Annotated in this window: 25 protein-coding genes; 19 read left to right on the top strand and 6 right to left on the bottom strand. The window is 51.1% G+C overall.

Features of this window, described 5'->3' with window-relative positions; translation table 11 throughout:
• Window positions 1-19 precede the first annotated feature (19 nt).
• The 19 genes from RB297_RS00240 to RB297_RS00330 all read left to right on the top strand — a co-directional run bounded on the left by RB297_RS00240 (window position 20) and on the right by RB297_RS00330 (window position 16,493).
• Window positions 20-685: a redox-sensing transcriptional repressor Rex gene (locus tag RB297_RS00240; RefSeq protein WP_375119415.1), complete on the top strand. Its 666-nt coding sequence runs from the start codon at window positions 20-22 to the stop codon at window positions 683-685.
• Window positions 660-1,961, top strand: coding sequence for an amidohydrolase (locus tag RB297_RS00245; RefSeq protein WP_375119416.1), 1,302 nt, complete (start codon window positions 660-662; stop codon window positions 1,959-1,961). The genes RB297_RS00240 and RB297_RS00245 overlap by 26 nt, the downstream gene beginning before the upstream one ends.
• A gap of 31 nt (window positions 1,962-1,992) precedes the next feature.
• On the top strand, window positions 1,993-2,511 hold the full coding sequence (locus RB297_RS00250; RefSeq protein ID WP_375119417.1) for a cell wall elongation regulator TseB-like domain-containing protein: 519 nt from the start codon (window positions 1,993-1,995) through the stop codon (window positions 2,509-2,511).
• 258 nt (window positions 2,512-2,769) lie between these two features.
• The gene (locus tag RB297_RS00255; RefSeq protein WP_375119418.1) at window positions 2,770-3,303 is read left to right on the top strand and encodes a hypothetical protein; all 534 of its coding nucleotides are present in this window, start codon (window positions 2,770-2,772) and stop codon (window positions 3,301-3,303) included.
• Window positions 3,296-4,798, top strand: coding sequence for an AAA family ATPase (locus tag RB297_RS00260; RefSeq protein WP_015734565.1), 1,503 nt, complete (start codon window positions 3,296-3,298; stop codon window positions 4,796-4,798). The genes RB297_RS00255 and RB297_RS00260 overlap by 8 nt, the downstream gene beginning before the upstream one ends.
• A 134-nt stretch (window positions 4,799-4,932) precedes the next feature.
• Window positions 4,933-5,805, top strand: a complete 873-nt coding sequence (locus RB297_RS00265; protein WP_036665598.1) for a 3-hydroxyacyl-CoA dehydrogenase family protein — start codon at window positions 4,933-4,935, stop codon at window positions 5,803-5,805.
• Window positions 5,802-7,010, top strand: a complete 1,209-nt coding sequence (locus RB297_RS00270) for an acetate/propionate family kinase (protein ID WP_096773304.1) — start codon at window positions 5,802-5,804, stop codon at window positions 7,008-7,010. Before RB297_RS00265 ends, RB297_RS00270 begins: the two co-directional genes overlap by 4 nt.
• Window positions 7,011-7,040: 30 nt before the next feature.
• Window positions 7,041-8,336, top strand: a complete 1,296-nt coding sequence (gene asnS, locus RB297_RS00275; protein WP_009595170.1) for an asparagine--tRNA ligase — start codon at window positions 7,041-7,043, stop codon at window positions 8,334-8,336.
• A gap of 18 nt (window positions 8,337-8,354) precedes the next feature.
• Complete coding sequence (locus tag RB297_RS00280) at window positions 8,355-9,101, top strand: DnaD domain-containing protein (protein ID WP_009595106.1); 747 nt, start codon at window positions 8,355-8,357, stop codon at window positions 9,099-9,101.
• Between the two features lie 214 nt (window positions 9,102-9,315).
• Window positions 9,316-9,930 (top strand): RNA polymerase sigma factor, encoded by a 615-nt coding sequence (locus RB297_RS00285; RefSeq protein WP_375119419.1) that lies wholly within the window; start codon window positions 9,316-9,318, stop codon window positions 9,928-9,930.
• On the top strand, window positions 9,894-10,916 hold the full coding sequence (locus RB297_RS00290; protein WP_375119420.1) for a DUF4367 domain-containing protein: 1,023 nt from the start codon (window positions 9,894-9,896) through the stop codon (window positions 10,914-10,916). Before RB297_RS00285 ends, RB297_RS00290 begins: the two co-directional genes overlap by 37 nt.
• Window positions 10,917-11,079: 163 nt before the next feature.
• Complete coding sequence (locus RB297_RS00295; RefSeq protein ID WP_255250449.1) at window positions 11,080-11,769, top strand: HAD family hydrolase; 690 nt, start codon at window positions 11,080-11,082, stop codon at window positions 11,767-11,769.
• Window positions 11,770-11,788: 19 nt separating this feature from the next.
• Window positions 11,789-12,454 carry an HAD family hydrolase gene (locus RB297_RS00300; protein ID WP_213577804.1) on the top strand — a complete coding sequence of 222 codons (666 nt, stop codon included), beginning with the start codon at window positions 11,789-11,791 and terminating at the stop codon, window positions 12,452-12,454.
• A gap of 286 nt (window positions 12,455-12,740) precedes the next feature.
• Window positions 12,741-13,010 carry a CD3324 family protein gene (locus RB297_RS00305; protein ID WP_009595112.1) on the top strand — a complete coding sequence of 90 codons (270 nt, stop codon included), beginning with the start codon at window positions 12,741-12,743 and terminating at the stop codon, window positions 13,008-13,010.
• Between the two features lie 225 nt (window positions 13,011-13,235).
• Window positions 13,236-13,943 (top strand): CPBP family intramembrane glutamic endopeptidase, encoded by a 708-nt coding sequence (locus RB297_RS00310; protein ID WP_375119421.1) that lies wholly within the window; start codon window positions 13,236-13,238, stop codon window positions 13,941-13,943.
• A gap of 232 nt (window positions 13,944-14,175) precedes the next feature.
• Entirely contained in the window at window positions 14,176-14,667 is a 492-nt protein-coding gene (locus RB297_RS00315) for an RNA polymerase sigma factor (protein WP_255250451.1), read from the top strand.
• Window positions 14,664-15,122, top strand: coding sequence for a hypothetical protein (locus RB297_RS00320; RefSeq protein ID WP_375119422.1), 459 nt, complete (start codon window positions 14,664-14,666; stop codon window positions 15,120-15,122). The genes RB297_RS00315 and RB297_RS00320 overlap by 4 nt, the downstream gene beginning before the upstream one ends.
• Window positions 15,123-15,145: 23 nt before the next feature.
• Window positions 15,146-16,261 (top strand): hypothetical protein, encoded by a 1,116-nt coding sequence (locus tag RB297_RS00325; protein WP_096773308.1) that lies wholly within the window; start codon window positions 15,146-15,148, stop codon window positions 16,259-16,261.
• A gap of 91 nt (window positions 16,262-16,352) precedes the next feature.
• Window positions 16,353-16,493, top strand: a complete 141-nt coding sequence (locus RB297_RS00330; protein WP_009595238.1) for a hypothetical protein — start codon at window positions 16,353-16,355, stop codon at window positions 16,491-16,493.
• A 55-nt stretch (window positions 16,494-16,548) separates the two neighbouring features.
• On the opposite strand, the gene RB297_RS00335 is transcribed toward RB297_RS00330, so the two are convergent.
• From RB297_RS00335 to RB297_RS00360, 6 genes are all read right to left on the bottom strand, one after another.
• The gene (locus RB297_RS00335; protein WP_015734579.1) at window positions 16,549-16,842 is read right to left on the bottom strand and encodes an SdpI family protein; all 294 of its coding nucleotides are present in this window, start codon (window positions 16,840-16,842) and stop codon (window positions 16,549-16,551) included.
• Between the two features lie 124 nt (window positions 16,843-16,966).
• Window positions 16,967-17,623: a methylthioribulose 1-phosphate dehydratase gene (locus RB297_RS00340; RefSeq protein ID WP_009595132.1), complete on the bottom strand. Its 657-nt coding sequence runs from the start codon at window positions 17,621-17,623 to the stop codon at window positions 16,967-16,969.
• A complete protein-coding gene (locus RB297_RS00345) occupies window positions 17,624-18,304 on the bottom strand; it encodes a 2-hydroxy-3-keto-5-methylthiopentenyl-1-phosphate phosphatase (RefSeq protein WP_375119423.1) in 681 nt (226 codons plus the stop codon).
• The gene (locus tag RB297_RS00350; protein ID WP_375119424.1) at window positions 18,301-19,515 is read right to left on the bottom strand and encodes a 2,3-diketo-5-methylthiopentyl-1-phosphate enolase; all 1,215 of its coding nucleotides are present in this window, start codon (window positions 19,513-19,515) and stop codon (window positions 18,301-18,303) included. Before RB297_RS00350 ends, RB297_RS00345 begins: the two co-directional genes overlap by 4 nt.
• Window positions 19,512-20,381, bottom strand: coding sequence for a pyrroline-5-carboxylate reductase (gene proC, locus RB297_RS00355; RefSeq protein ID WP_015734583.1), 870 nt, complete (start codon window positions 20,379-20,381; stop codon window positions 19,512-19,514). Before proC ends, RB297_RS00350 begins: the two co-directional genes overlap by 4 nt.
• A 36-nt stretch (window positions 20,382-20,417) precedes the next feature.
• Window positions 20,418-21,665 carry a glutamate-5-semialdehyde dehydrogenase gene (locus RB297_RS00360; RefSeq protein WP_096773311.1) on the bottom strand — a complete coding sequence of 416 codons (1,248 nt, stop codon included), beginning with the start codon at window positions 21,663-21,665 and terminating at the stop codon, window positions 20,418-20,420.
• Between the last annotated feature and the right edge of the window lie 29 nt (window positions 21,666-21,694).

Raw genomic sequence — 21,694 nt, forward strand, 5'->3', positions numbered from 1 at the left:
ATTATTAGGGGGAGCATGCATGAAATCGGAAAAAATTTCGGAAGCCGTGGTCCGCAGATTACCTGTATACTTGCGCTATTTGAATGAGCTTCAGAAGAGGGAGGTTTCCACGGTTTCCTCCCAGGAGCTGGGACAGAAGCTGGACCTCAATCCTGCTCAAATTCGTAAGGACCTGGCGTATTTCGGTGATTTTGGACGGAAAGGGATCGGATATGATGTTTCTTATCTGATCGAGAAGATTCGCCAGATTCTGAAGCTGGACCAGAAGATCAATGTCGCACTGGTCGGGGCCGGTAATCTTGGACATGCATTATCGAATTACAATGCATTCCTTAAGGATAATATGAAGATTGTGGCGATTTTCGATTCGTATTCTCCCAAAGTTGGTATGAAAATTAACAATTTGGTCGTACAGCCGATGGAAGAGCTGGAGAAGACGGTTCATGAGCACAGCATTCGAATCGGGATTATTACCGTTCCGGATTTCGAAGCGCAGAACGTCGCGAATCAGCTTATCGCCTCAGGGATCGAGGCGATTCTGAACTTTGCGCCAACCATCCTGAAAGCCCCAGCCCATATCCGGATTCATACGGCTGATTTTACAACGGATTTGCAAAGTTTGGCCTATTATTTGGATAACGGCAAGGAGGATGCAGCACATGACAACAACGAAGTGGATGGTTAAGAACGGAACGTTTGCAGTACTGGAGGAAAGCCAATCCGTGCTTCGCGGATACATGGTGGTTGAGAACGACCGGATCACGTACCTGGGCGAAGAGGAGCCCGTCGTGGAAGAGGGGACAGAGATTATCGACGGAACCCATCTGTTCTTCCTGCCCGGATTGGTGAACACGCATGGACATGCCGCCATGTCGCTTCTTCGCGGCTATGGGGACGATCTGGCGCTGCAAGTATGGCTTCAGGAAAAAATGTGGCCGATGGAAGCCAAATTCACGTCAGACGACGTATATTGGGGCACATCGCTCTCCGTGCTGGAGATGATCAAGGGCGGAACCACGACGTTTGTGGATATGTATGACCATATGGATCAGGTCGCGAAGGTTGTCCAGGACTCGGGAATGCGCGGCGTCCTGACGCGCGGCGTAATCGGTTTATGCCCGCCCGAGGTACAGCAGCAGAAGCTGGATGAGGCGGTGGCATTCGCGAAGGATTGGCATGGCAAGGCTGACGGCAGAATTACGACGATGATCTCGCCGCACGCGCCTTATACCTGCCCGCCGGATTTCATCGAAAAATTCGTTCAAGCATCCCATGACTTGAACCTGCCTTTGCATACCCATATGTCCGAAACGGAAACTGAAGTGGCTCAGAATGTTAAGGACTACGGGCTTCGCCCCGTTGCCCATTTGGAGAAGCTGGGCATGTTCTCCCGTCCTACGCTCCTTGCGCATGCCGTTCATCTGACCGATGAAGAAATCGAAGTCTTGGCCAAGCACCAAGTAGCCGTATCGCATAATCCCGGAAGCAATTTGAAGCTTGCCAGCGGAGTCGCCCGCGTACCTGCGCTGCTGAAAGCCGGCGTAACGGTGTCGCTCGGTACCGACGGACCTGCTAGCAACAATAACCTGGATATGTTCGAAGAGATGCGGCTGGCTGCCCTGATCCATAAAGGAGTAAGCGGGGATCCGACGGCCATTCCGGCCTCCGAAGCGCTCCGAATGGGCACGGTATACGGAGCCAAGTCCGCTTTCCTTGAGGATATCGGTATGCTCGCGGTTGGGATGAAAGCCGATATGATCGCATTGAATACGGATCAGGCGCATTTCCTTCCACGGACCGACTATATTTCTCACGCGATCTACTCTGCCAGCGCGAAGGATGTAGAGCATGTATGGGTTGACGGCAAGCAGTTGGTGAAGAATGGCGCGAGCCTTACTCTCGACGAGGAACGCATCCGCCGGGAAGCGCAGCGTGCATTTGAGCGTCTTACAACCCTCTAGGGAATAATCAAGGGGAGCGAGGAAGACGGATTTGAAGAAAAAAACGAAGTGGATATTGCTGAGCGTGTCCGGCGTCCTGCTATTATTGCTTGGCCTACAGCTCTATTATTCCTATGTTATGAAAGATACGTGGAATGAAGAAAGAATGGCGATCCTTGCAGCGAAACAGCATGGCCAATTGGTCTCGTCCGACAAGACCTATAAATCGGTATGGGGCGAGGACAATAACTATTGGGTGGTCAGCGGGAAAGATAAAGACAATCAAGACCGCATGGTCTGGGTGAAGTTTACGGACGATAACGTTCCTGTTGAAGGGACAGATGCCGTTCAGTCGGTGTTATTGAATACGGGCATGTCAGAGGCCGTGATGCGGGACCAGATCCGTAAAGAAATGCCGGGTGCGGTCATCAAGCGATTGCTGCCGGGAATGTATGAAGGCGAGTATGCCTGGCAGCTGCAATATGAAAACAACGGTCAGCGCGGTTACCGATTCTATCGTTTTCAAGACGGAAACGCCATCGGAAATGATATTATTCTTCCTAATCAATAAGAAAACAAATGAAAAGGCGTCCCCTCATAGGGATGCCTCTTTGGCACATAAATATGTAAGCGCATACAGAAATAAATTGGTAAAACTGTTCTAAATATTTTCACAGACAAGCATGAAAAAGTATATAAGATGTGATATACTCGTACTTGTACGAATTGAGCAGATCAATTACATGCCTCACCATATATCGTTGATATATGTATTATTGTGCTGCAATTGCTATACAAAATTTCATATCGAAATTGAAGGAGGAACTTCATGAAACTGCGCATTGTACCTATCATGCTGACTGTCGTGATCTCAGCATCGGTCCTCTTTGGCGGTTGGTTTCTGTATCGGCAGATGGCTTTGCAGAATCCGCTCGCAACTGTTGTGTCACAATACGATGGCGTGAAAAGTTCTCATATAGATATTAAACAGGATACCGTGACTTTGAATCTTGATTTGGCTCCGGATGCGAATTTACAAGGTTTGGTTCAGCATATTAAGCAGGAAGGCAAGTCCGTGATCGGGAAGCGGGAATTGAGAATCCAGGTGGAGGACCATTCCTCGGAAGCATTGGATCAATGGTGGGAGCAAGCCATGCTGTCGGTTGCCGAAGCGATGGACAATAAGCAGTATACCGATATTCAATCATCGCTCGAGCAGCTGGCTGCCCAGTCGCCGAATTTGAAAGCAAAAGCAACGATCGATGACACCAATGTCTATGTCAGCTTGTCGGACGGCAAGTCTGGTAAATTTATAATCTTGCCGCGTCAACCTGGCAAAATGGAGGTGTGGAACCGTGCCTAAATTAGCAAAAGAAATCATGTTAGGCTTCATTCCGGTTTTGTTGGTATTCCTTGTGTTTGTCGGCGTGAACATCGTGCCTCTCTTAATAGCGGCAGGACTCGTAGGCGGCTTGCTGTTTATAGCCAAGATGAAGGGCGGCATCGCGGTTGGTGCCGGAAATGAGCGAAAGCGGAAGAAGAGCGGCCCGGCCAAGCTGACGTTCGAGGAAATCGGCGGGCAGGATAACGCTAAGCAGGAGCTGCGGGAAGCATTGGATTTTCTGATTCGTCACGAGGATATCAAGAAATTCGGCATACGTCCATTGAAGGGGATTCTTCTCACAGGGCCTCCGGGAACAGGGAAGACCTTGATGGCCAAGGCTGCTGCCCATTATACCGACTCTATATTTGTCGCTGCTTCCGGCAGTGAATTCGTGGAGATGTATGTCGGCGTCGGTGCAGGGCGTATCCGGGATTTGTTCAAGGATGCCCGCAACCGCGCGGCCAAAGAAAACAAGCAAAATGCCATCATCTTCATCGATGAGATCGACGTCATCGGCGGTAAACGCGAAGGCGGCCAACAGCGAGAGTACGATCAAACGCTGAATCAGCTGCTGACCGAAATGGACGGCATCTATTCGCAGGACACGCCTCGCATTCTGGTGATCGCCGCAACGAACCGTAAAGAAATGCTGGACAGCGCGCTGCTGCGTCCAGGACGATTCGACCGCCATATTCAAGTGGATCTGCCTGACAAGAAGGGCCGGACGCATATCTTGAACCTGCATGCTGGCAATAAGCCGCTGCATCAAGATGTCGACCTGGAGAAAATAGCAGAGGAAGCCTACGGCTTCTCGGGTGCACAGCTGGAGAGCGTCATGAACGAAGCCGCCATCTATACGATGCGCGAGAACGAACAATTTATCCATCAGCGTCATCTGTCCATGGCGATTGACAAGGTCATGATGGGCGAGCGTTCCGACCGTGAATCGAATTTGGAGGAGAAAAAGCGTGTTGCCATCCACGAATTGGGACATGCTATCATGGCAGAGCTGGTGCGCCCAGGCAGCGTGAAGCAAGTCGCGCTCAGCCCGCGCGGCAAGGCGCTTGGTTATGTTCGCCATAATCCGCAGCAGGAACAGTATTTGTACACAAAAACCTTCCTGGAAGAGCAGATTATGATCGCTCTTGGCGGCGCGGCCGCCGAAGAGATCTATTACGGGGGCCGAAGCACGGGCTCCAGCAATGACTTCGAGCAGTCGCTGAACATCGTGGAGACGATGATGAAGTCGGGTCTGACGTCGCTGGGTATCGTTAACATGAACATGGTTACTACCGAAGAGCTGATGAAAGAGAACAATGTGATATTGGAAGAGCTGATGAATCGCACCAAAACTCTTTTGGAGCAGAAACGGCCGATATTCGACAATTCTCTTGACATCCTGTTGAAGGAAGAAATTCTCTCGGGAGAACAATTTCGTTGTCAATTTCGTGAAAACGCGCTTTTACCAGCATAAATTGTTATGCTGGTTATTTTTTTTTACTTTTTTGTCGTGCTAAGATATTATTATACTTTGTGCTCTAAAATGTATTTTTCGACAAATGGGGTACAATTAAAGTATAGAGATAAGGAAAGGGTGGAGTAGAAACCATGTACTTCAAAAAAATCGGCGTTGTAGGCGGCGGGACCATGGGGCAGGGCATTGCGGAGATGCTGGCAGCCAAGGGCCTTGACGTACTGCTCGTAGAGAAAACTCCAGAGAAACTGGACTATTCATACCGAATGATCGAGACCAGTCTAGATAAACAACTGGAGAAATGGGGAATTACCCAGGCAGAGAAGAAACTGATCCTGAACCGGATTCAAAAAGTAACTCATTTTGCGGAGCTCAGCACCTGCGATATGGTAATTGAGACGATCATAGAGGACTTGGATGCAAAGAAAGAAGTATTTACACAGTTGGATCAAGTTTGTCCAAGCCACGTAATATTAGCAAGTAATACATCCACGCTTAGTTTGACGGAGCTCGCCAGCTCCACCAAATATCCTGAGCGTGTTATTGGCATGCACTTCATACATCCCGTTTCCAAGGTCGACCTCGTTGAAATCATTCGCGGCTTGAAGACTTCAGATCATACGTTTAACGAAACCAAACGCTTTGTTGAGGAAGTTTCGGATAAAAAGGGCATCATGGTCTATGAATCTCCAGGTTTCGTCACCACCCGCATGATCACGCTCATGATCAACGAAGCGATGCATCTCCTGCAAGAAGGCGTAGCCTCCGCGGAAGATATCGACGACGCCATGAGAATCGGATATAACTTCCAGCACGGACCGCTGGAGATGGCCGACCGTTTCGGCCTGGATTCCATTCTCGCCGCGCTGGAGCGCATGTTCCGCGAGTACGGCGAACTGAAATACCGTCCATCGATTGTCTTGAAGAAATTGGTTCGCGCAGGACAACTGGGCGTTAAAACCGGAGAAGGCTTTTTCAAGTACGACAAGGATGGTGACCGGGTATGAATATTCTCGTAATTAATGCAGGCAGTTCTTCGCTGAAGTATCAACTGTACGATATGACGGATGAATCCGTGCTGGCCAAAGGATTGGTTGAACGGATCGGCATGGATTCCTCGATTCTGACGCATAAGCCGACAGGAAAACAGGACGTAACCGAAGTCAGCGAAATTCTGGAGCATACTACCGCGATCCGCAAAGTGCTTGGCATGCTGACAAACGAGGAGCACGGCGTGATCGATTCCATCGATAGCATTCAGGCCGTAGGGCATCGCGTGGTGCATGGCGGGGAATCTTTTAAAGAGTCCGCTCTCGTAGACAGTGACGCCAAAGCGGAAATCCGCCGCTTGTTCGATCTGGCTCCGCTTCACAATCCGGCCTCGATGATGGGGATCAAAGCCGCAGAAACCAACATGCCCGGCGTTCCGCAGGTCGTTGTGTTTGATACGGCGTTCCATCAGACCATGCCGGAGAAATCGTACCTGTACGCTATTCCGAGAGTACTTTATAATAAGTATAAAGTACGTCGTTACGGTGCGCACGGTACTTCCCATGCCTATGTCAGCCAGGCGGCGGCAGAATTCCTGAACCGTCCGCTGGAGGATCTGAAGATCATTACCTGCCATATCGGCAACGGGGCTTCCCTCACAGCGGTAAAAGGCGGCAAGTCCATCGATACCTCCATGGGCATGACGCCGCTGGAAGGGCTCATGATGGGTACGCGCAGCGGTGATTTGGATCCTGCGATCGTGCCGTTTGTCATGAACAAGGAAGAGCTGACCGTCAACGAAGTGAACTCCATGCTGAACAAGCACAGCGGCTTGCTGGCGATTTCCGGAATCAGCAGCGATATGCGCGAGATCACGGAAGGCATGGAAAAAGGCGATCCGAACTCCACATTAGCTTTTGAAATGTACGAGTATCGTGTCCGTAAATACATCGGTTCTTATGCTGCCGCCATGAATGGCGTGGATGTCATCGTATTTACGGCGGGCGTCGGCGAGAATTCGATCGTTCTTCGTCAAAGAGTGCTTGAGCAGCTTACCTATCTCGGAGTAGAATTGGATGAGGAGCTGAACAGCATTCGATCCGGCGAGCCGCGCCGTATTTCCGCGGCGAACTCGAAGGTTGAGGTACTCGTGATCCCTACCAATGAAGAATTGGTTATCGCGCGGGATACGCATCGTATCGTTCAAGCTTCCAACCGTTAAATAGTAGTGATATAAGGGAGAGATTTATGCATGGCCACCAAAAGTGTGATTCGTAACGTCAACCAGCATGTCGGCGAGACCGTCACGATCGGCGCCTGGATCAACAACAAGCGTTCCAGCGGGAAGATTCAATTCCTGCAGCTTCGCGACGGCTCCGGCTATATCCAGGGCGTTGTAGTGAAGAGCGAAGTATCCGAACAGGTATGGGAAGACGCGAAAAGCCTGACACAAGAAAGCTCTTTGTATGTGACGGGTGTTATACGTGAAGAGCCGCGGAGCCAATCGGGTTATGAGATGACGGTTACCGGCATTGAAATTATACATCTTACGGAAAACTATCCGATTACGCCTAAAGAGCACGGTGTCGATTATTTGATGGACCATCGTCATCTGTGGCTTCGTACGCAGAAACAACGTGCGATTATGGTGATCCGTGCAGAAATTATCCGCGCCGTTCAAGAGTACTTTGATACCAACGGCTTTACGCTTGTGGATCCGCCGATTTTGACTCCGACTTCTGCGGAAGGCACAACCAATCTGTTCCACACGAAATATTTTGATGAGGATGCCTATTTGACCCAGAGCGGACAGCTGTACATGGAAGCTGCTGCCATGGCACTCGGCAAGGTATACTCCTTCGGGCCGACATTCCGCGCCGAGAAGTCCAAAACCCGCCGTCACCTCATCGAGTTCTGGATGATTGAGCCGGAGATGGCCTTCACGGACCATGAGGAGAGCCTTCAGGTGCAGGAGCAGTTCATCAGCCATGTGGTGCAATCCGTCGTTAAAAACTGCCGTCAGGAGCTTGAAACGATCGGTCGCGACATATCGAAGCTGGAGGCGATCCAGGCGCCGTTCCCGCGGATTACGTACGATGAGGCGATTGAATTCCTGCACACGCAGGATTTTGATATTCCTTGGGGCGAGGATTTCGGCGCGCCGCACGAAACGGCCATTGCCGAGAAGTATGACAAGCCGGTCTTTATTACCCATTATCCGGCGGGCATCAAGGCTTTCTACATGAAGCCGGATCCGAATCGTCCGGAGGTCGTGCTGTGCGCGGATATGATCGCGCCGGAAGGTTACGGCGAGATTATCGGAGGATCGCAGCGGATTGACGATCCACAGCTGCTCGAAGAGCGCTTCAAGGAGCATGACCTATCGATGGAAACTTATCAATGGTATATGGATTTGCGTAAATACGGCACCGTGCCTCATTCCGGATTCGGCTTAGGCCTTGAGCGTACCGTTGCGTGGATTTGCGGCTTGGATCATGTTCGTGAAACGATTCCGTTCCCACGGACCCTGTACCGGATGTACCCGTAAGCCGTGAGAGGAGAGTCCATGGACCACGGCAACGCGGATACCGGCATGAACGGTTGGACGGCCGGCGCCGCTGCCGGCATGAGCCAAGGGATGGCGATCATTCCTTATGCCCTGCTCCGGCATTACCGGTCACTTGGTTTAAGCGATCGCGAAGCGATGCTGGTCATCCATTTGATCGGGTATCAGCAGGTGGAGTTTAAGACGTTTCCTTCGCTGGAGGAGCTTGCGGAGGTAACGGGCTCTCCTGCCGCCTTCATCGCTGCAAGCCTGCAGCGCCTGATGAAGGTAGGACTGATCGGCATTGATGAATATGTCGACGAGGGCCAGGGAATTCATTATGAGCGATACAATCTGAACGGATTGTATGAGAAGCTTGCTGCGTGCCTGGCCCAAGAGGGCAGGGACAAAAGCCCTGAAGCAGCCAAGTTTGCTTCACCTCTGTTGAATGCCCGTCCAGCTTCCGGCAAAACAGCTGCATCGGAGAAACCCGCTCCGGAGAAGGAAGAGCGGAATCTGTTCACCATTTTCGAAAAGGAATTCGGACGTCCGCTATCGCCGATGGAGCTGGAGACAATCTCCGGCTGGGTCGACGCGGACCGCTACCCGGACGAGTTGATCCTGTTAGCGCTAAAAGAGGCGGTATTTGCGGGCAAATTGCATTTCCGCTACATTGACCGGATCCTGCTCGAATGGAGCCGCAACCGGGTGCGTACCGCACAGGATGCCAAAGCCTATACGCAGAAATTCAGAAATATCGGAAGATAGCTCAGAAGCACGTCCATGAAGGACGTGCTTTTTTTATATGCGATGGAAATATTCCGTTTCCAAGCGTTTTGACTCATGATGGAAAATGCGGTCTTATACGAATAAAATTTGCAAAATGCAGAAACTAGCTGTCCCTTTTTTCCGCTGTCATGTGTTATAAATCATGAGGGCACCTTCAGTGATGATTTGCTGATGAGAGGAGGGAGTAACGAAAGTGAGCATTCAACCGACGAAGCCAGAGATGAAGGAATTGGACATCGAGGTAATCATAGAACGGGTGTTAAACGGGGATCGGCAAGCTTTTGTACATATCGTTGAAGCGTTTCAACAGCAGATTTTCATGTATTGCTGGAGACTGCTGAACCAGCGGCAGGATGCGGAGGATGCCGTACAGGAAATCATGGTGAAGGCTTATCAGAAACTCGAGACGTATATGCCAGAGACCTCATTTTCTGCTTGGCTGTATAAGATGGCTTATCACCATTGTCTGAATATGCTGCGAAGGAAACGGTATTTTCAGAATATCGTTCCTAAACTGAGAGCGGATAAGGAGCATGTCGCAAGCGCGGAGCAGGAAGCTCAGAAATATATCATCAGCGAGCCGATGGAACGCGCTCTTCGCAGACTGTCCCCCGATGAGAGGAACTTGCTTATTCTCCGGATATTTGAAGAAAAGAGCTTTGCGGAAATCGGACTAATTCTAGATAAAACCAAGGATACGGTCAAAAAACGCTACAGTCGACTGATCCAAAAGTTAAAAAAGTGGATGCATGATCGAGAGGGGGAACCGCGATGGAATTTCAACGAGATGACGTGGAGGAAAAGCTGAGGGAGCAACGTACGAAGAGCCGTTATGTCATTGATGTCAGGGATGCGGTAATGGAACGGATTGCTTCACTTCCGGCCAAAAAACGCAAGCCGAGTTTGTATAGAAGACCGCTCGTGATGGCCGCCTCGCTGCTGCTGGTGACTTCGCTGTCCGTCACGGTGTATGCCGCAGCCGAACTGGTACAGATCCGCAGCAAAGAGGGAAAAGTGGTGCTGGAGACCAAAGCGGAACCCGAGGACTCTAAGGAATTACAAGCAAAGCAGGACCGATTGTATTCGCTCGATACGCCTTCCCGAAGTTTAGCCTTTCGCTCGGCCCTTCCCGGTCAAGCCATCGCTTACTATATCCATAACCAAGAGATCAATGATTTGAAGAGAGAGATTCATGGAAAGGAAACCTTACTCGAATTTCACGCAGGTTCGTTACATTTAAGGGATCTGGGTGTATTTCGAGAGGAAGCCGGCAAGCGCGGAATGCCTGATATCCATATTCCCACCCGGATATTAAATGAATATTCGTTTCATGAAGGAACCCTTTCCTTTATCCCCGACCTTTCTGATTTGTTTCAGGAGGGAGAACCGACAAAAGCCTATTACGATATTCAAAATGAGTTGATTCGGAAGGCGGAAGCATCGACGGGGAGCAAAAGTGTTTTCGTTAAGGAGATAAAACCGCCCAGCGCGGGCTCGATTTCGCTATCCTACGTAAAAGGCAGCGACATGGAAACCTCGATCAGTGTAATAGCAACCAAACGCAGCGCCATGAACTCCAAGCAGGAGATTCATTATACCGATAAGGACCATGTCGAAAAGGTTCTGGCAGGTGGCCATGAGATGATATACGTTCGATACGCAGACGCCTATTTTAATCAAGGCCTGGCTTGGGTGGATGAGGCCCAAGATCTTTATTACCATATCGCATTGAACAGCAAAGCGAAGCTAACAAAAGAGAACATGATAGAAATCGCAGAGCGCTTTATTAACTAACCACATGTACATGTCCCAAAGGTTTTGTGAAACCTAAGCCCTTGGGACTTTCTTTATGCAGCCGGCCGGGTCCAGCGGCCGTTTCAGGTCCTGATTAGCAGGAGAACCCCTCCGGATTAGCGAATGCATATAGTTGCAGCATCGGCCGGAGGGGGAGATGGAGATGAGATACAAGGCCATTATTTTTGATCTGGACAACACGTTGCTAGACTACAGCCAGAGCGAAAAGAAATGCATGCAGCAGGCGCTGGAGTTATACCGTCTGCATGAGGATTTGACGTGGGATGAGTTCTGGGGGACATTCGGACCGATCAATTTTAATTACTGGATGAACCGAGTTCAGCATAATCACGACATTAGGCAGGTGTTGGAGCATTCCTTCACGGACACGTTCCTTGGATTGAAGCGGGAATTTAACCAGTGCCGGGAGATCTCGGAAACATACTGGGGGTTATTTTGCAGTTCTCCCCATTTGGAGCCGCATGCCGATCTTATACTGGAGCACCTGCACGGCAATTTTGCGCTCGGCGTGATCTCCAACGGCATTGGTGAAGCACAGCGCAAACGTCTTGCGGCAGGAGGCTTGTTTCATTATTTTGATTCCTTCATCATTTCGGATGAAGTAAAGTACTGGAAGCCGGATCCGCATATCTTTGAGCTTGCTTTGCAGGAATTAGCGGTTGACTCAAGCGAGGTGCTGTACATAGGGGATTCGCTTACGGATGATTATGAAGGAACAGCGAATGCAGGAATTGACTTTTGTTATTATAATCGCCGGGGCGCCCCTTTAAGCGACCGTCATCGGCCTGCTTATACGATCAAGGATCTTATGGAGCTTAAGGATCTGACTTAGGAATCATGAAAGAAGGAGAATGATCGAATTGAAATACAAGCATATTCTATTTGATTTGGACGGAACCCTGACCGATCCGCGCGAAGGCATCACGAAAGCTGTAAGGCACGCACTCGGTCAGCAAGGGATTATCGTCAACGATCTTTCCGAGCTGGAATGTTTTATCGGTCCCCCGCTCCAGGAGACCTTCACCGAAAAGTACCATTTCAGCGAGGCCGAGGCTTGGGAAGCAATTCTCAGCTATCGCGAATATTTCAAGGACACCGGCCTGTATGAAAATGAAGTATATGTCGGCATTCGCGATGTATTGGATTTACTGTTATCGCAAGGGCGACAGTTGTATGTCGCTACCTCCAAGCCTGCGGTTTTTGCGGAAACGATACTTGAGCATTTCCAGCTGTCCGCTTATTTTACCATGGTGTGCGGAAGCGAACTGGACGGCACCCGGTCCGCCAAGACCGAAATCATTCAGCATGTTCTGGATACCTGCCGCATTGATGCTTCGGAAGCCGTCATGATCGGAGATCGGATGCATGATTTAATAGGAGCACGGAATTGCGGGATACACAGCATGGCTGCAGGTTACGGCTATGGTTCGGAGGAAGAGCTGACGGCATGCCAGCCGACCTATTTCTTCAAAACGGTGGAGGAGATGCTCCGGTCGTTTGCAAGCTTAGCGGTTTAGGATCTCCTGCCGATGAGACGGAGGCTTCGATTTTTCGCCTAACATCGGTTATAATGGTCATAACCAGTCGGAATGTCATAATTTGTGAAGGGAGGGGCATGATCATGATCATGATGGGAAGATTGACGATGAGCTCTATGCAAAGTCTATATGATGAACAACGGCGGTTGTTTGCATGGAGCGATGAGAAAGTTACCGCCTGATTACCTCGCGTAGAGAGGGCCGTTTATCTATTGGACTTTGCATCCTTAAAACCTTTATTTTAATTTTAAGGAGCAGAGCTACCATGAAATATATAAACGCGGATATTATACTTCCCGAGGAATTGCTGAAGGAAGTGCAAAAATATGTACAGGGCGGGATGGTATACATCCCGAAACCCGAAGGATTGCGCAAGAAATGGGGAGAAAACTCGGGCAGCCGGGTGTATTTGAAAAAAAGAAACCTGGAAATCCGGCAGCTGTTTGCTTCAGGCGCCACGATTGACCAGCTTTCTTCTCAGTATTGTTTATCCTGCGATTCCATCAAAAAAATCGTGTATACCAAAAACAAGTAAAAGCAAGTCACATTGGAACTGATTCTGATGTGGCTTTTTTCTTGTGTAAAAAGCGGCTCGAATCAGGTATCATGAAATGAAAAGACGATGTGTGGGATGGGAGAGAAAAGTTTGTCCGTAAGGAAACGCTCAAGTGACTTTACAGTTTGCTTCATGCTTCTGGCTGCGGCTATTATTGGGGTTCAGCTAATTTCATTTCCGATGGTTTTTATATGGGGGGCCGTTTTGACTCTGGCTTATATCGCGTGCAGGAGGGTCAGTCTGTTCAACCCTTCGAAACGGATAAGCGATACAGCCATGCTGGCGCTGAACATGATCATGGGGTACATCCTTTATCGTACCTTTGGTGAAATCATACAGAATGGGTTGGCCGATCACGAAGCCTGGGGAATTATTCTATCGAGGCTGGGCCTGATTCTGTTCGTGATGCCCTTTGCGCTCGCGGCAATGCGGACGAGAGAAAAACCGCTTTATCTTGCCAAAGGCACCTGGAGGTCAACGATTTATTTTCCATGGATTTTCAAGGGCCCGTTCAAGGACCCGACCTGGCGGTTTATGCTGATATTCCTGGTTGTGGTTTGTGCCGTATTTTCATTTTTTATTGACTGGGGGCAGCCAGAACTCCTGGCTCTTGCCGGTTATGCTCTGTCTTTTGCGCTGATCAATGCCGTCCTTGAGGAGCTGCTGTGGCGGGGATACATACTTAGTCATTTTGTAAGTGGGTTTGGGGAGCTGAAAGGGCTTGTCATCGCCGGAGTTACCTTTGGTTTATACCATTACCACCTCGGTTTTTCATGGCCCGTTTGCCTGTTGTTTTCCATCTTTGGTATCATGATGGGGGGCGTAGCTATTCGTTCGAAAGGATTGGCTCCCGTCATGGTCATGCATTTTGCGATGAACGTTCTATTCGTCCTTAGCGGTATGATTCTGTAACCTTCCTAAGGGCGTCGATAGACGTTCTTTTTTGTTTTGGCCGGTACGGGCAAACTTTGGGACAAGCTGTGTTGGTCTTGTTTTTAGATTCATCCATATTTTTTTTGAAAAAAGTGCAGGGGCAGCTCATAAAGCTGACGTCTATGTATTCGGGAAGGAGGGGAGAGTTATTGATGCAGAAACGTTAATTGCGCGCATCCTGCAAGGTGAGCAAGAAGCCTTTCGGGAACTGGTGAACCAATACAGCCAGCACGTGTTCCATACGGCATATTCGGTCCTGCGGGATGCCAAGGAAGCGGAGGATGCGTCGCAGGAAGTGTTCATACAAGTATACAAAGCTCTCCCCCAGTACAGATCTGAAGGTTTTAAGACCTGGATTACCCGCATCGCCTTGAACAAAGCGATTGACATGAAGAGGAAGCTTTCCCGTAAACCGCCGGAGCAGCTGCCCGGCGAACATGAAGAAGTGCTGGATAAACTCCCTTCCCGGGACGAGGATGTGGTTTCTCTGCTCATACATAAGGAGAGAAGAGAGGAACTTCGAGAGAAAATTGAAGCTTTGCCGGACAATCACCGCGCCATTATTACGGCTTTTTATTTGGAAGAGAAAAACTACGAACAAATCGCTGCCGAGCTGAATGTCACGGTCAAGACGGTTGAATCGAAATTATACCGGGCCAGACAATGGATTCGGAAATCGTGGAAGGAGGAGGAGTGGAAATGAACGCCAAGGATCACGAGCTCAAGCTGCTGACCGAACGTTATGTTAGAGGGGAAGGCTCGCCCGAAGAACGAACTTCTTATGAAGAGCTCATGTTAACGGATGACGGCGTGCTGGAGATCTATATGCAGGTTCTGTCGGAGCTTGATGCCGAACTTCCCGGTATGGCAGATCCGAAAGCATTTGCCGAGCAGGTGGTGGAACATGAACAGATTAAGCCTTACACCCCGAAAGCACCGCTGCGGATTCAGGAACGGCCCAAGCGCTGGTACGAACGCGCCATCGTCCATTATGCCATAGCGGCGTCCATTACGATGCTGTTCCTCTTCACCGGGGCATTCGACCGGCTGCTTCCCAGCGAGATTAGCGGTCAGGTTCCTTTATCCGAGACGCCTTCCTATAGTGAGCAATGGGTGGAAAAAACAACGGGCTGGCTGGACCGGCTATTATCCAGATAAGAAAAATGAAAGGAAGATGCTTAGTGCAACCGCAACGAAGTAAAGGTTTTGCCTTTATACTCAATATCCTTCCGGGTCTCGGCCATTATTACTGGGGGAGGAAGGGACGGGCGCTGTTATATCCGCTGCTGTTCTTCGGAAGCCTGTTCGGCGGGATTTTGCTTGGAATCATGTCGGCTTCCGACGCAGTATTTGCGCTGGGACTTCTCGGTGCTTTAATGATCTGGGGGATCAGCATGCTCGATCTACTCATTGCGTTGATCCGTTATACCCCCGTCACGATTATTCATGATGAATTCGGGCGGCCGATGGAGATTCGCCAGGACAAGAGCGATGAATCCGAGCGCTTTTATACCATCCTGCTGTCCTTCATTCCCGGCCTTGGCCATTTTCAACTGGGCTTGATGCAGCGCGGGCTGTCATTCCTGATCGCCTTTTTCGGACTTGGAACGATTCTGGTGTTCCTGACGGGGTTGACTCATGAATCGGTGTTCCTGCTGTTTTTGGGCATGCTGCCGATCATATGGCTTTATTGCATGTTTGACGTGGTACAGCTGGTTCACCGCAAGCAAGCCGGGGACCTGCTCATAGACCGCACGCTGTTTGATGAGCTGGAGAGCGGCCGGGAGAGCGGGCGCCGCAGCAAAGTGTTTGCCACCTTGCTATCGGCGTTTCCCGGAGCGGGTCAAATGTATTTGGGTTTGCAAAAACGCGGACTGCAACTCATGGTTCTATTTCTTGGCAGCATCTATGTACTGGATGTGCTTAAGCTCTCGGTATTCCTGTTTTTGATCCCGTTGATCTGGTTTTATGCCTTTTTCGATGGTTTGCAGCAAGTCAGCCGCTATGGCCGGGAGCCGCTCCGGGATCGGCCGATCATCTCAGGCCTTGGAAATCAGCAGCGCTGGCTCGGGCTTGGCCTGCTCATCCTTGGCATCTATTTCGTATTTACGAGCGTAGTGATGCCTTATGTTGAAACGCTGTTTCCGGATTTGCACCTGGATTACCGGATCCGAACCTACATGAAAACCGTGATCGTAGCGGTGCTTCTCATCGGAGGAGGAATCAAGCTGATGACAGGCTCGAAGAAGGATTCACGGAGTGGAAATCGTCCATTTTATGATTCCGACAACGATTGAAATGTCTGATCATCACCTGAAAGATTCCAACCGATGATCAAGCGTGCGCAAATCAACCAGTAATGTTGAACGAGACATGGGGGGAGAAATTGTGGCCAAGAATCTGTATTATTTGTTGTATATTGCTCTGTTTGTTGGGACCTGTTTGTTTGTCGTCAATGCCTACTCCTCGCCGGATCCAGTACCGTCGCCTTCGATCTCTTTATCGGAGCAGGATCAGAATCGGCTATGATTCACCTAGCGTTTAGCGTTCCAAAGAAAAAACCTGTAAAACGATTGTGATCGTTTTACAGGTTTTTTAGCTTTCGTTCAACGAGAATATAAATCAGGATAAAAACGATGACGGTCGAAATCACGGTCGTCATGAAATGGCCGGTAAGCCTGGCGATCAGCAGCAGAATGACACCGAAAATCATCAGCAGCAAGCTGACGTAGGCGTTGGCAACTTTAAAATTCCGTTCATTTTTGAGTGAAGACGTCGTTTTGTAAGCATAAAAACTTGTGGAGCTTTTAGGCGGAATCAAAAAGAGGACCAACCCGTACAAAATAAACACGACGCCGATGGCTAAGCTTTCAAGCACCCTACACACTCCTCTGGAAGGATAAGCCGGATGCACCCCGAACCGAAGCGTTCGGATTTCAGGGTGCCAGGACCTGTCGCGCGGGATATCCGGCTGATTAAGCTCAATCCCCGCAAGGCTAAAATTACTTGGAACCGGCTGCATTCAGAAGCAAACGGCGGTAGGAGTATTCGAATATAAACTCAAAAGCCTCCAGATGTTTTTTGGCTTCGAATGCATTTTTGCCCCAGGCATAGATGCCGTGGTTACGCAGCAAAATGCCGGGTACCGCCGGATCGAGCGCGCCGGGAACGAGCTCTGCAATCCGCGGAATGTCCGCATAGTTCGGCAGGATCGGAATGCGGATCGCCGCGTCCTCTTCCCAAATGTTAAAGGCTTTGATCAGCTCGATTCCTTGGGCAGGCACGTAACCTTGTTCACCATACCAATCGCTTATCAGGTTGTTGTCGATGGTGTGCACATGGAAAATGGCGCCGCAGCCGGTTTTCCGGTAGATTTCACAGTGGATTAAAGTTTCCGCGCTGGGCTTTAAGCCGGTTGCTTCGCAAGGGACACCGTTCTGGTCCACAAAGAGATAATCCTCCGGCGTATGTACGGATTTGTCTTTTCCGCTGGCCGTGACGGCAAAATAAAACTGCTCCGGGTGGAATTCGCCAACACGGACAGAAAGATTGCCGCTGGTACCCGGGAACCAGTTTCTGGATGCAAACAGTTCCTTGATTCCTCTAAGTTCCTGCAGCGCAGCCTGCTTCTGTTCGAGCTGGATATCTGAAAATGCCACTTACAGCACCTCCTGCGTAAACTTGTCTTTCATGTCGTTCTGAATATCGGTAAATGTCTCGAATGGTACATGAAACACGCCAAGCTTCTTGCACTGCTCGGTGAGCGTGGAGCGGGAATAGACCAGGTCGGCCTGCTTGGCGCCTTCAAAATCGGTAAGGCTGTCACCGATGAGAATCCGGTAATATCGGTCGGCTGGAAAACGGTCCATCACCGTAACCTTGCACATGCCGCAGTCGTTATGGCAGGATTCCTTGCAAGGATGCGGCCAGGTAATCTCAATGCGATCCCCTTCGAAATCGGCACCGTTGCAGAAGATATGGTCCGCCGGAATGCCAAAAGGCTTCAGCAGAGGATCGACAAAGAAATCGATGCCGCCGCTTGTGACATAGAACTCGATCTGCTCGGATTTCAAATAGTCAAGGAACGCTGCGAAGCCTTCCCGTAACCCGGCATGGCTCAGCACATACTCGGTAATTTCTTCTCTCATGGAGGAAGGGAAGAGGGCGAACATGCGGCCAACGCCTTCCCGAATTGAAATGGTGCGGTCAACCGTATCCTGCATGATCGGCTCGAAGCCTTCCGGTTTGAAGTGTTTCATGATGGCAACGATGTTATCGTTGTTCGTGATAGTTCCGTCGAAATCGCAAAAAATAATCGGCTGTTTTGCTCCTGATGTCATGCTTCTCCTCCCCAGATGTCCAGTGCGGCTTTCAGTTCTTCGTGCTCTTCGGCATAGTGGGCAAGCGGCACGGATTTCATCGTTGCCTCAATCGCCTGTACAAAGGCTTTGCCGCCCGCTTCGGTTCCCATCGGATGACCGTGGATTCCGCCGCCCGCGTTAACGACCACATCGGTGCCGAAATCCCGGATGATGCGCGGAACGAGTCCCGGATGAATTCCCGCGGACGGTACCGGCATGCTTCGCTTCACGCCAAGCTTAGCGCTATGCAGCTCGTCGCGAATGGCGAGATTCTCTTCCCTCGGCATCGTGACGGAGCCGTAAGGAGAAGGGAAGAGCACCAGATCGGCTCCGGCGATCCGCATCAGCTGGCCGAGCAGCACAGGTGCCGCAATCCCATAGTGCGGAGAAGGATAGATGGCGCCGGCAAGCGCTGGGTGAGCCGCGATGGGTACCGTAATCTCCGGATCGCTGCTCAGCTCGTGCAGGACGTCATACCCGTAGGACAGGACATTGAAGAGCAGGGCATTGGCGCCTGCATCGATCGCGCGCAATGCTTGCTCGCGCAGCTGCGATGTACGGCCGGTCAAATTGGCTGCGTACAGCAGTTTTTTGCCCGTCTGCTGTTCGACGTCCGCAGCGGCTTGAATGCACATACTGACCCGTTTTTCAATCGGGGTGAGGTCGTTCTCGAACAGGATTTCGTCATCCTTGATCAGATCCACGCCGCCGAGCGCCTGGCGGATAAATTGGGCTCTGAGCTCGTCCGCATTCAGTCCGATCACCGATTTGAAGATGCTCATGAGCAGCGGACGGTCATGGACGCCGAGATGGCTTCGGATGCCGTCGATGCCATGCTTCGGTCCGGGAAATGCACTCAGGAAGTCGGGAGACAGATCCAGGGACGTCAGCTTGATGCGCCCGTCCATGGAGATTTTGCCGAACACGGTCACCAGCAGGGCAGGAATATCCCGGCTAAAATTGATGTCCGGGTAAGCGATGCTGACATCCGCATAACGGCTGCCCGGCTCCCAGCCCTCGTGAACCTGAATGTCAACGACCTCGCCAAGATGTTTCTGCATGGCTTCGCGTTTGGCCTGCGGCAGCTCGGTCCAGCTGCCAACCGTCATGCCAACGGCAATGGAGGTCGCTTTCTTACGGAAATCCGCCTGGTCGTCATAAATTCGGTACGTTGCAATACAGCGGCTCATGAGATCTGCTCCTTCAGCATGGCGCCCATTTCTTTGGAGCGCTCAGCGCAGCGGTTTACGGCGGCAATGACCGTTTCGAAGAAATCGCCTTTGTCGAGCGTTTCCAGGGCAGCTTGCGTCGATCCGTTCGGCGATGTAATCTTCGCGCGCAGCGACGACGGCTGTTCCCCGGTCTGCTGGACCATGCGGGCGGCGCCCAAAATGGTTTGAAGCGTCAGCTCGCGGCTTTGCTCCGGCGTCAGGCCGCCGCGGATTCCCGCTGCGGTCATGGCTTCCATCATGTAATAGAAGTAAGCCGGGCCGCTGCCGGATATCCCGGTCAGGATGTCCATCTTCTCTTCTTCGATGACCGTCACGTGGCCGACTGCCTCGAACAAAGTCAGCACGAGCTGACGCTGTTCTTCGCTGATTTCCTTCGAGAACGCAATGCCCGTTGAACCAAGCCCGATCGAAGCGGATGTATTCGGCATCGTTCTAGCAATGGGCTGCTGGTTTCCCAGCAGCGTCTGCGTCGTATAAATCGAAAGTCCGGCGATCACGGAGATGATCAATTGGTCGCTGGAGAGCTTGGGTCCCAGTTCTTTCAGCGCTTTGGCGGCATCCTTCGGTTTCATGGCCAGCACGATCACCGGCGAGGTTTTCAAAATTTCGATTTTGGCGGCCTCGTCGTTGTTGATCTGGACGCCGTACCGTTCGCTCAGTTCCAGAAGGCGCTGGGCGTTGCTACGGTTCAGCATCGTAATATTCTCGGGAAGCACGACAGAACGGCTCACTAATCCTCGTACGATCGCTTCGGCCATCGAGCCTGCGCCGTAGAAGGTGATTGCTTTATCTATTAAAGGTCGGTTCTGCGGGGATTGGCACATCGTTTTGTTCCTCCTTCATGGCTTGGGATGAATGATTTATTCGCGTATTTGACCACTACCGATAATAACATATTTGGAGGAAGTAAGCGCGGGTAACCCCATAGGTCCCCGGGCATGCAGCTTCTGGGTGCTGATCCCGATTTCGGCGCCGAAGCCGAATTCAAAGCCGTCGGTGAAGCGGGTCGAAGCGTTATGATAGACAGCCGCTGCGTCTACTTCCTGCAGGAAACGCTCCGCATGATCCTCGTTCTCCGTTACGATGCATTCGGAATGCTTCGTGCCATATACCGAAATGTGCTCGATGGCTTCATCCAAGCGGTCCACGATTTTAATGTTCAAAATATAGTCGTTATACTCTGTCGCGTAATCCTCGGATGTTGCGACGGCAGCCCAAGGAATATATTCCAGGGTTCGCTCGCATCCGCGCAGCTCGACGTTACGCTCACGGAAAACTTCGGCCAGCGAAGTCAGGTGCGATTTGGCATACTCCGCATGGACGAGCAGGGTTTCCATGGAATTGCAGACCGAAGGACGCTGCACCTTGGCATTGATGCTGATGGCGGCGGCCATGTCCGGCCGTGCCGATGCGTCCAGGTACGTATGGCATATGCCCGCCCCGGTTTCGATGACCGGCACGGTGGCGTTCATCACGACGTTCTGGATCAGGGAGCTGCCGCCGCGCGGGATGATGACATCCAGCAGTCCGTTCAGTTTCAGCATTTCATCCACGGAGGAGCGGTTCGGGTCCTCGATAAGCTGAAGCGCTTCTTTAGGCAGCGCAGTGCGTTCCATAGCTTCGTGAAGCACTTCGATGATTTTGCGGTTGGAGGAGAGGGCGGATGATCCGCCCCGCAGGACGACCGCATTGCCCGTCTTCAAGCACAGCCCGGCGGCATCGACCGTCACATTGGGACGTGCTTCATATATGATGCCGATCACGCCAAGGGGAACGCGTTTCTTCACGATGTTCAGTCCGTTCGGACGATCGATCGTTTCCAAGGTGTCGCCGATCGGGTCCGGCAGCTCCACGATTTGGCGCAACCCTTCGGCAATGCCCTCGATTCTGGCTTCGTTCAGTGCCAGCCGATCCAGCAGGGAAGCAGAGGTGCCAAGTTCCTTCCCGCGCCGAAGATCCTCTGCGTTGGCTTCCATGATATCTGCCGTCCGCTGGATCAGGGCGTCGGCCATGATCAGCAGCGCCTGGTTTTTCTCCTCCGTGCTCAGTCTGCCAAGACGAAATGCAGCCTGCTTGGCGAGCTGAGCTTTATTGCGTACCTCACTCATAATGATTCCTCCTTCGTATAGGTGATTAA

Source organism: Paenibacillus sp. CR_12 (assembly GCF_041953985.1).
GTDB classification, from domain to species: Bacteria; Bacillota; Bacilli; order Paenibacillales; family Paenibacillaceae; genus Paenibacillus_AQ; species Paenibacillus_AQ lautus_A.

Bases quoted from the DNA above. Each gene is read 5' to 3' on its own strand.
- RB297_RS00240 (WP_375119415.1), top strand. From the start codon at position 20: ATGAAATCGGAAAAAATTTCGGAAGCCGTGGTCCGCAGATTACCTGTA.
- RB297_RS00245 (WP_375119416.1), top strand. From the start codon at position 660: ATGACAACAACGAAGTGGATGGTTAAGAACGGAACGTTTGCAGTACTG.
- RB297_RS00255 (WP_375119418.1), top strand. From the start codon at position 2,770: ATGAAACTGCGCATTGTACCTATCATGCTGACTGTCGTGATCTCAGCA.
- RB297_RS00265 (WP_036665598.1), top strand. From the start codon at position 4,933: ATGTACTTCAAAAAAATCGGCGTTGTAGGCGGCGGGACCATGGGGCAG.
- RB297_RS00270 (WP_096773304.1), top strand. From the start codon at position 5,802: ATGAATATTCTCGTAATTAATGCAGGCAGTTCTTCGCTGAAGTATCAA.
- asnS (WP_009595170.1), top strand. From the start codon at position 7,041: ATGGCCACCAAAAGTGTGATTCGTAACGTCAACCAGCATGTCGGCGAG.
- RB297_RS00280 (WP_009595106.1), top strand. From the start codon at position 8,355: ATGGACCACGGCAACGCGGATACCGGCATGAACGGTTGGACGGCCGGC.
- RB297_RS00290 (WP_375119420.1), top strand. From the start codon at position 9,894: ATGGAATTTCAACGAGATGACGTGGAGGAAAAGCTGAGGGAGCAACGT.
- RB297_RS00295 (WP_255250449.1), top strand. From the start codon at position 11,080: ATGAGATACAAGGCCATTATTTTTGATCTGGACAACACGTTGCTAGAC.
- RB297_RS00300 (WP_213577804.1), top strand. From the start codon at position 11,789: ATGATCGAATTGAAATACAAGCATATTCTATTTGATTTGGACGGAACC.
- RB297_RS00305 (WP_009595112.1), top strand. From the start codon at position 12,741: ATGAAATATATAAACGCGGATATTATACTTCCCGAGGAATTGCTGAAG.
- RB297_RS00320 (WP_375119422.1), top strand. From the start codon at position 14,664: ATGAACGCCAAGGATCACGAGCTCAAGCTGCTGACCGAACGTTATGTT.
- RB297_RS00345 (WP_375119423.1), bottom strand. From the start codon at position 18,304: ATGACATCAGGAGCAAAACAGCCGATTATTTTTTGCGATTTCGACGGA.
- RB297_RS00350 (WP_375119424.1), bottom strand. From the start codon at position 19,515: ATGAGCCGCTGTATTGCAACGTACCGAATTTATGACGACCAGGCGGAT.
- proC (WP_015734583.1), bottom strand. From the start codon at position 20,381: ATGTGCCAATCCCCGCAGAACCGACCTTTAATAGATAAAGCAATCACC.
- RB297_RS00360 (WP_096773311.1), bottom strand. From the start codon at position 21,665: ATGAGTGAGGTACGCAATAAAGCTCAGCTCGCCAAGCAGGCTGCATTT.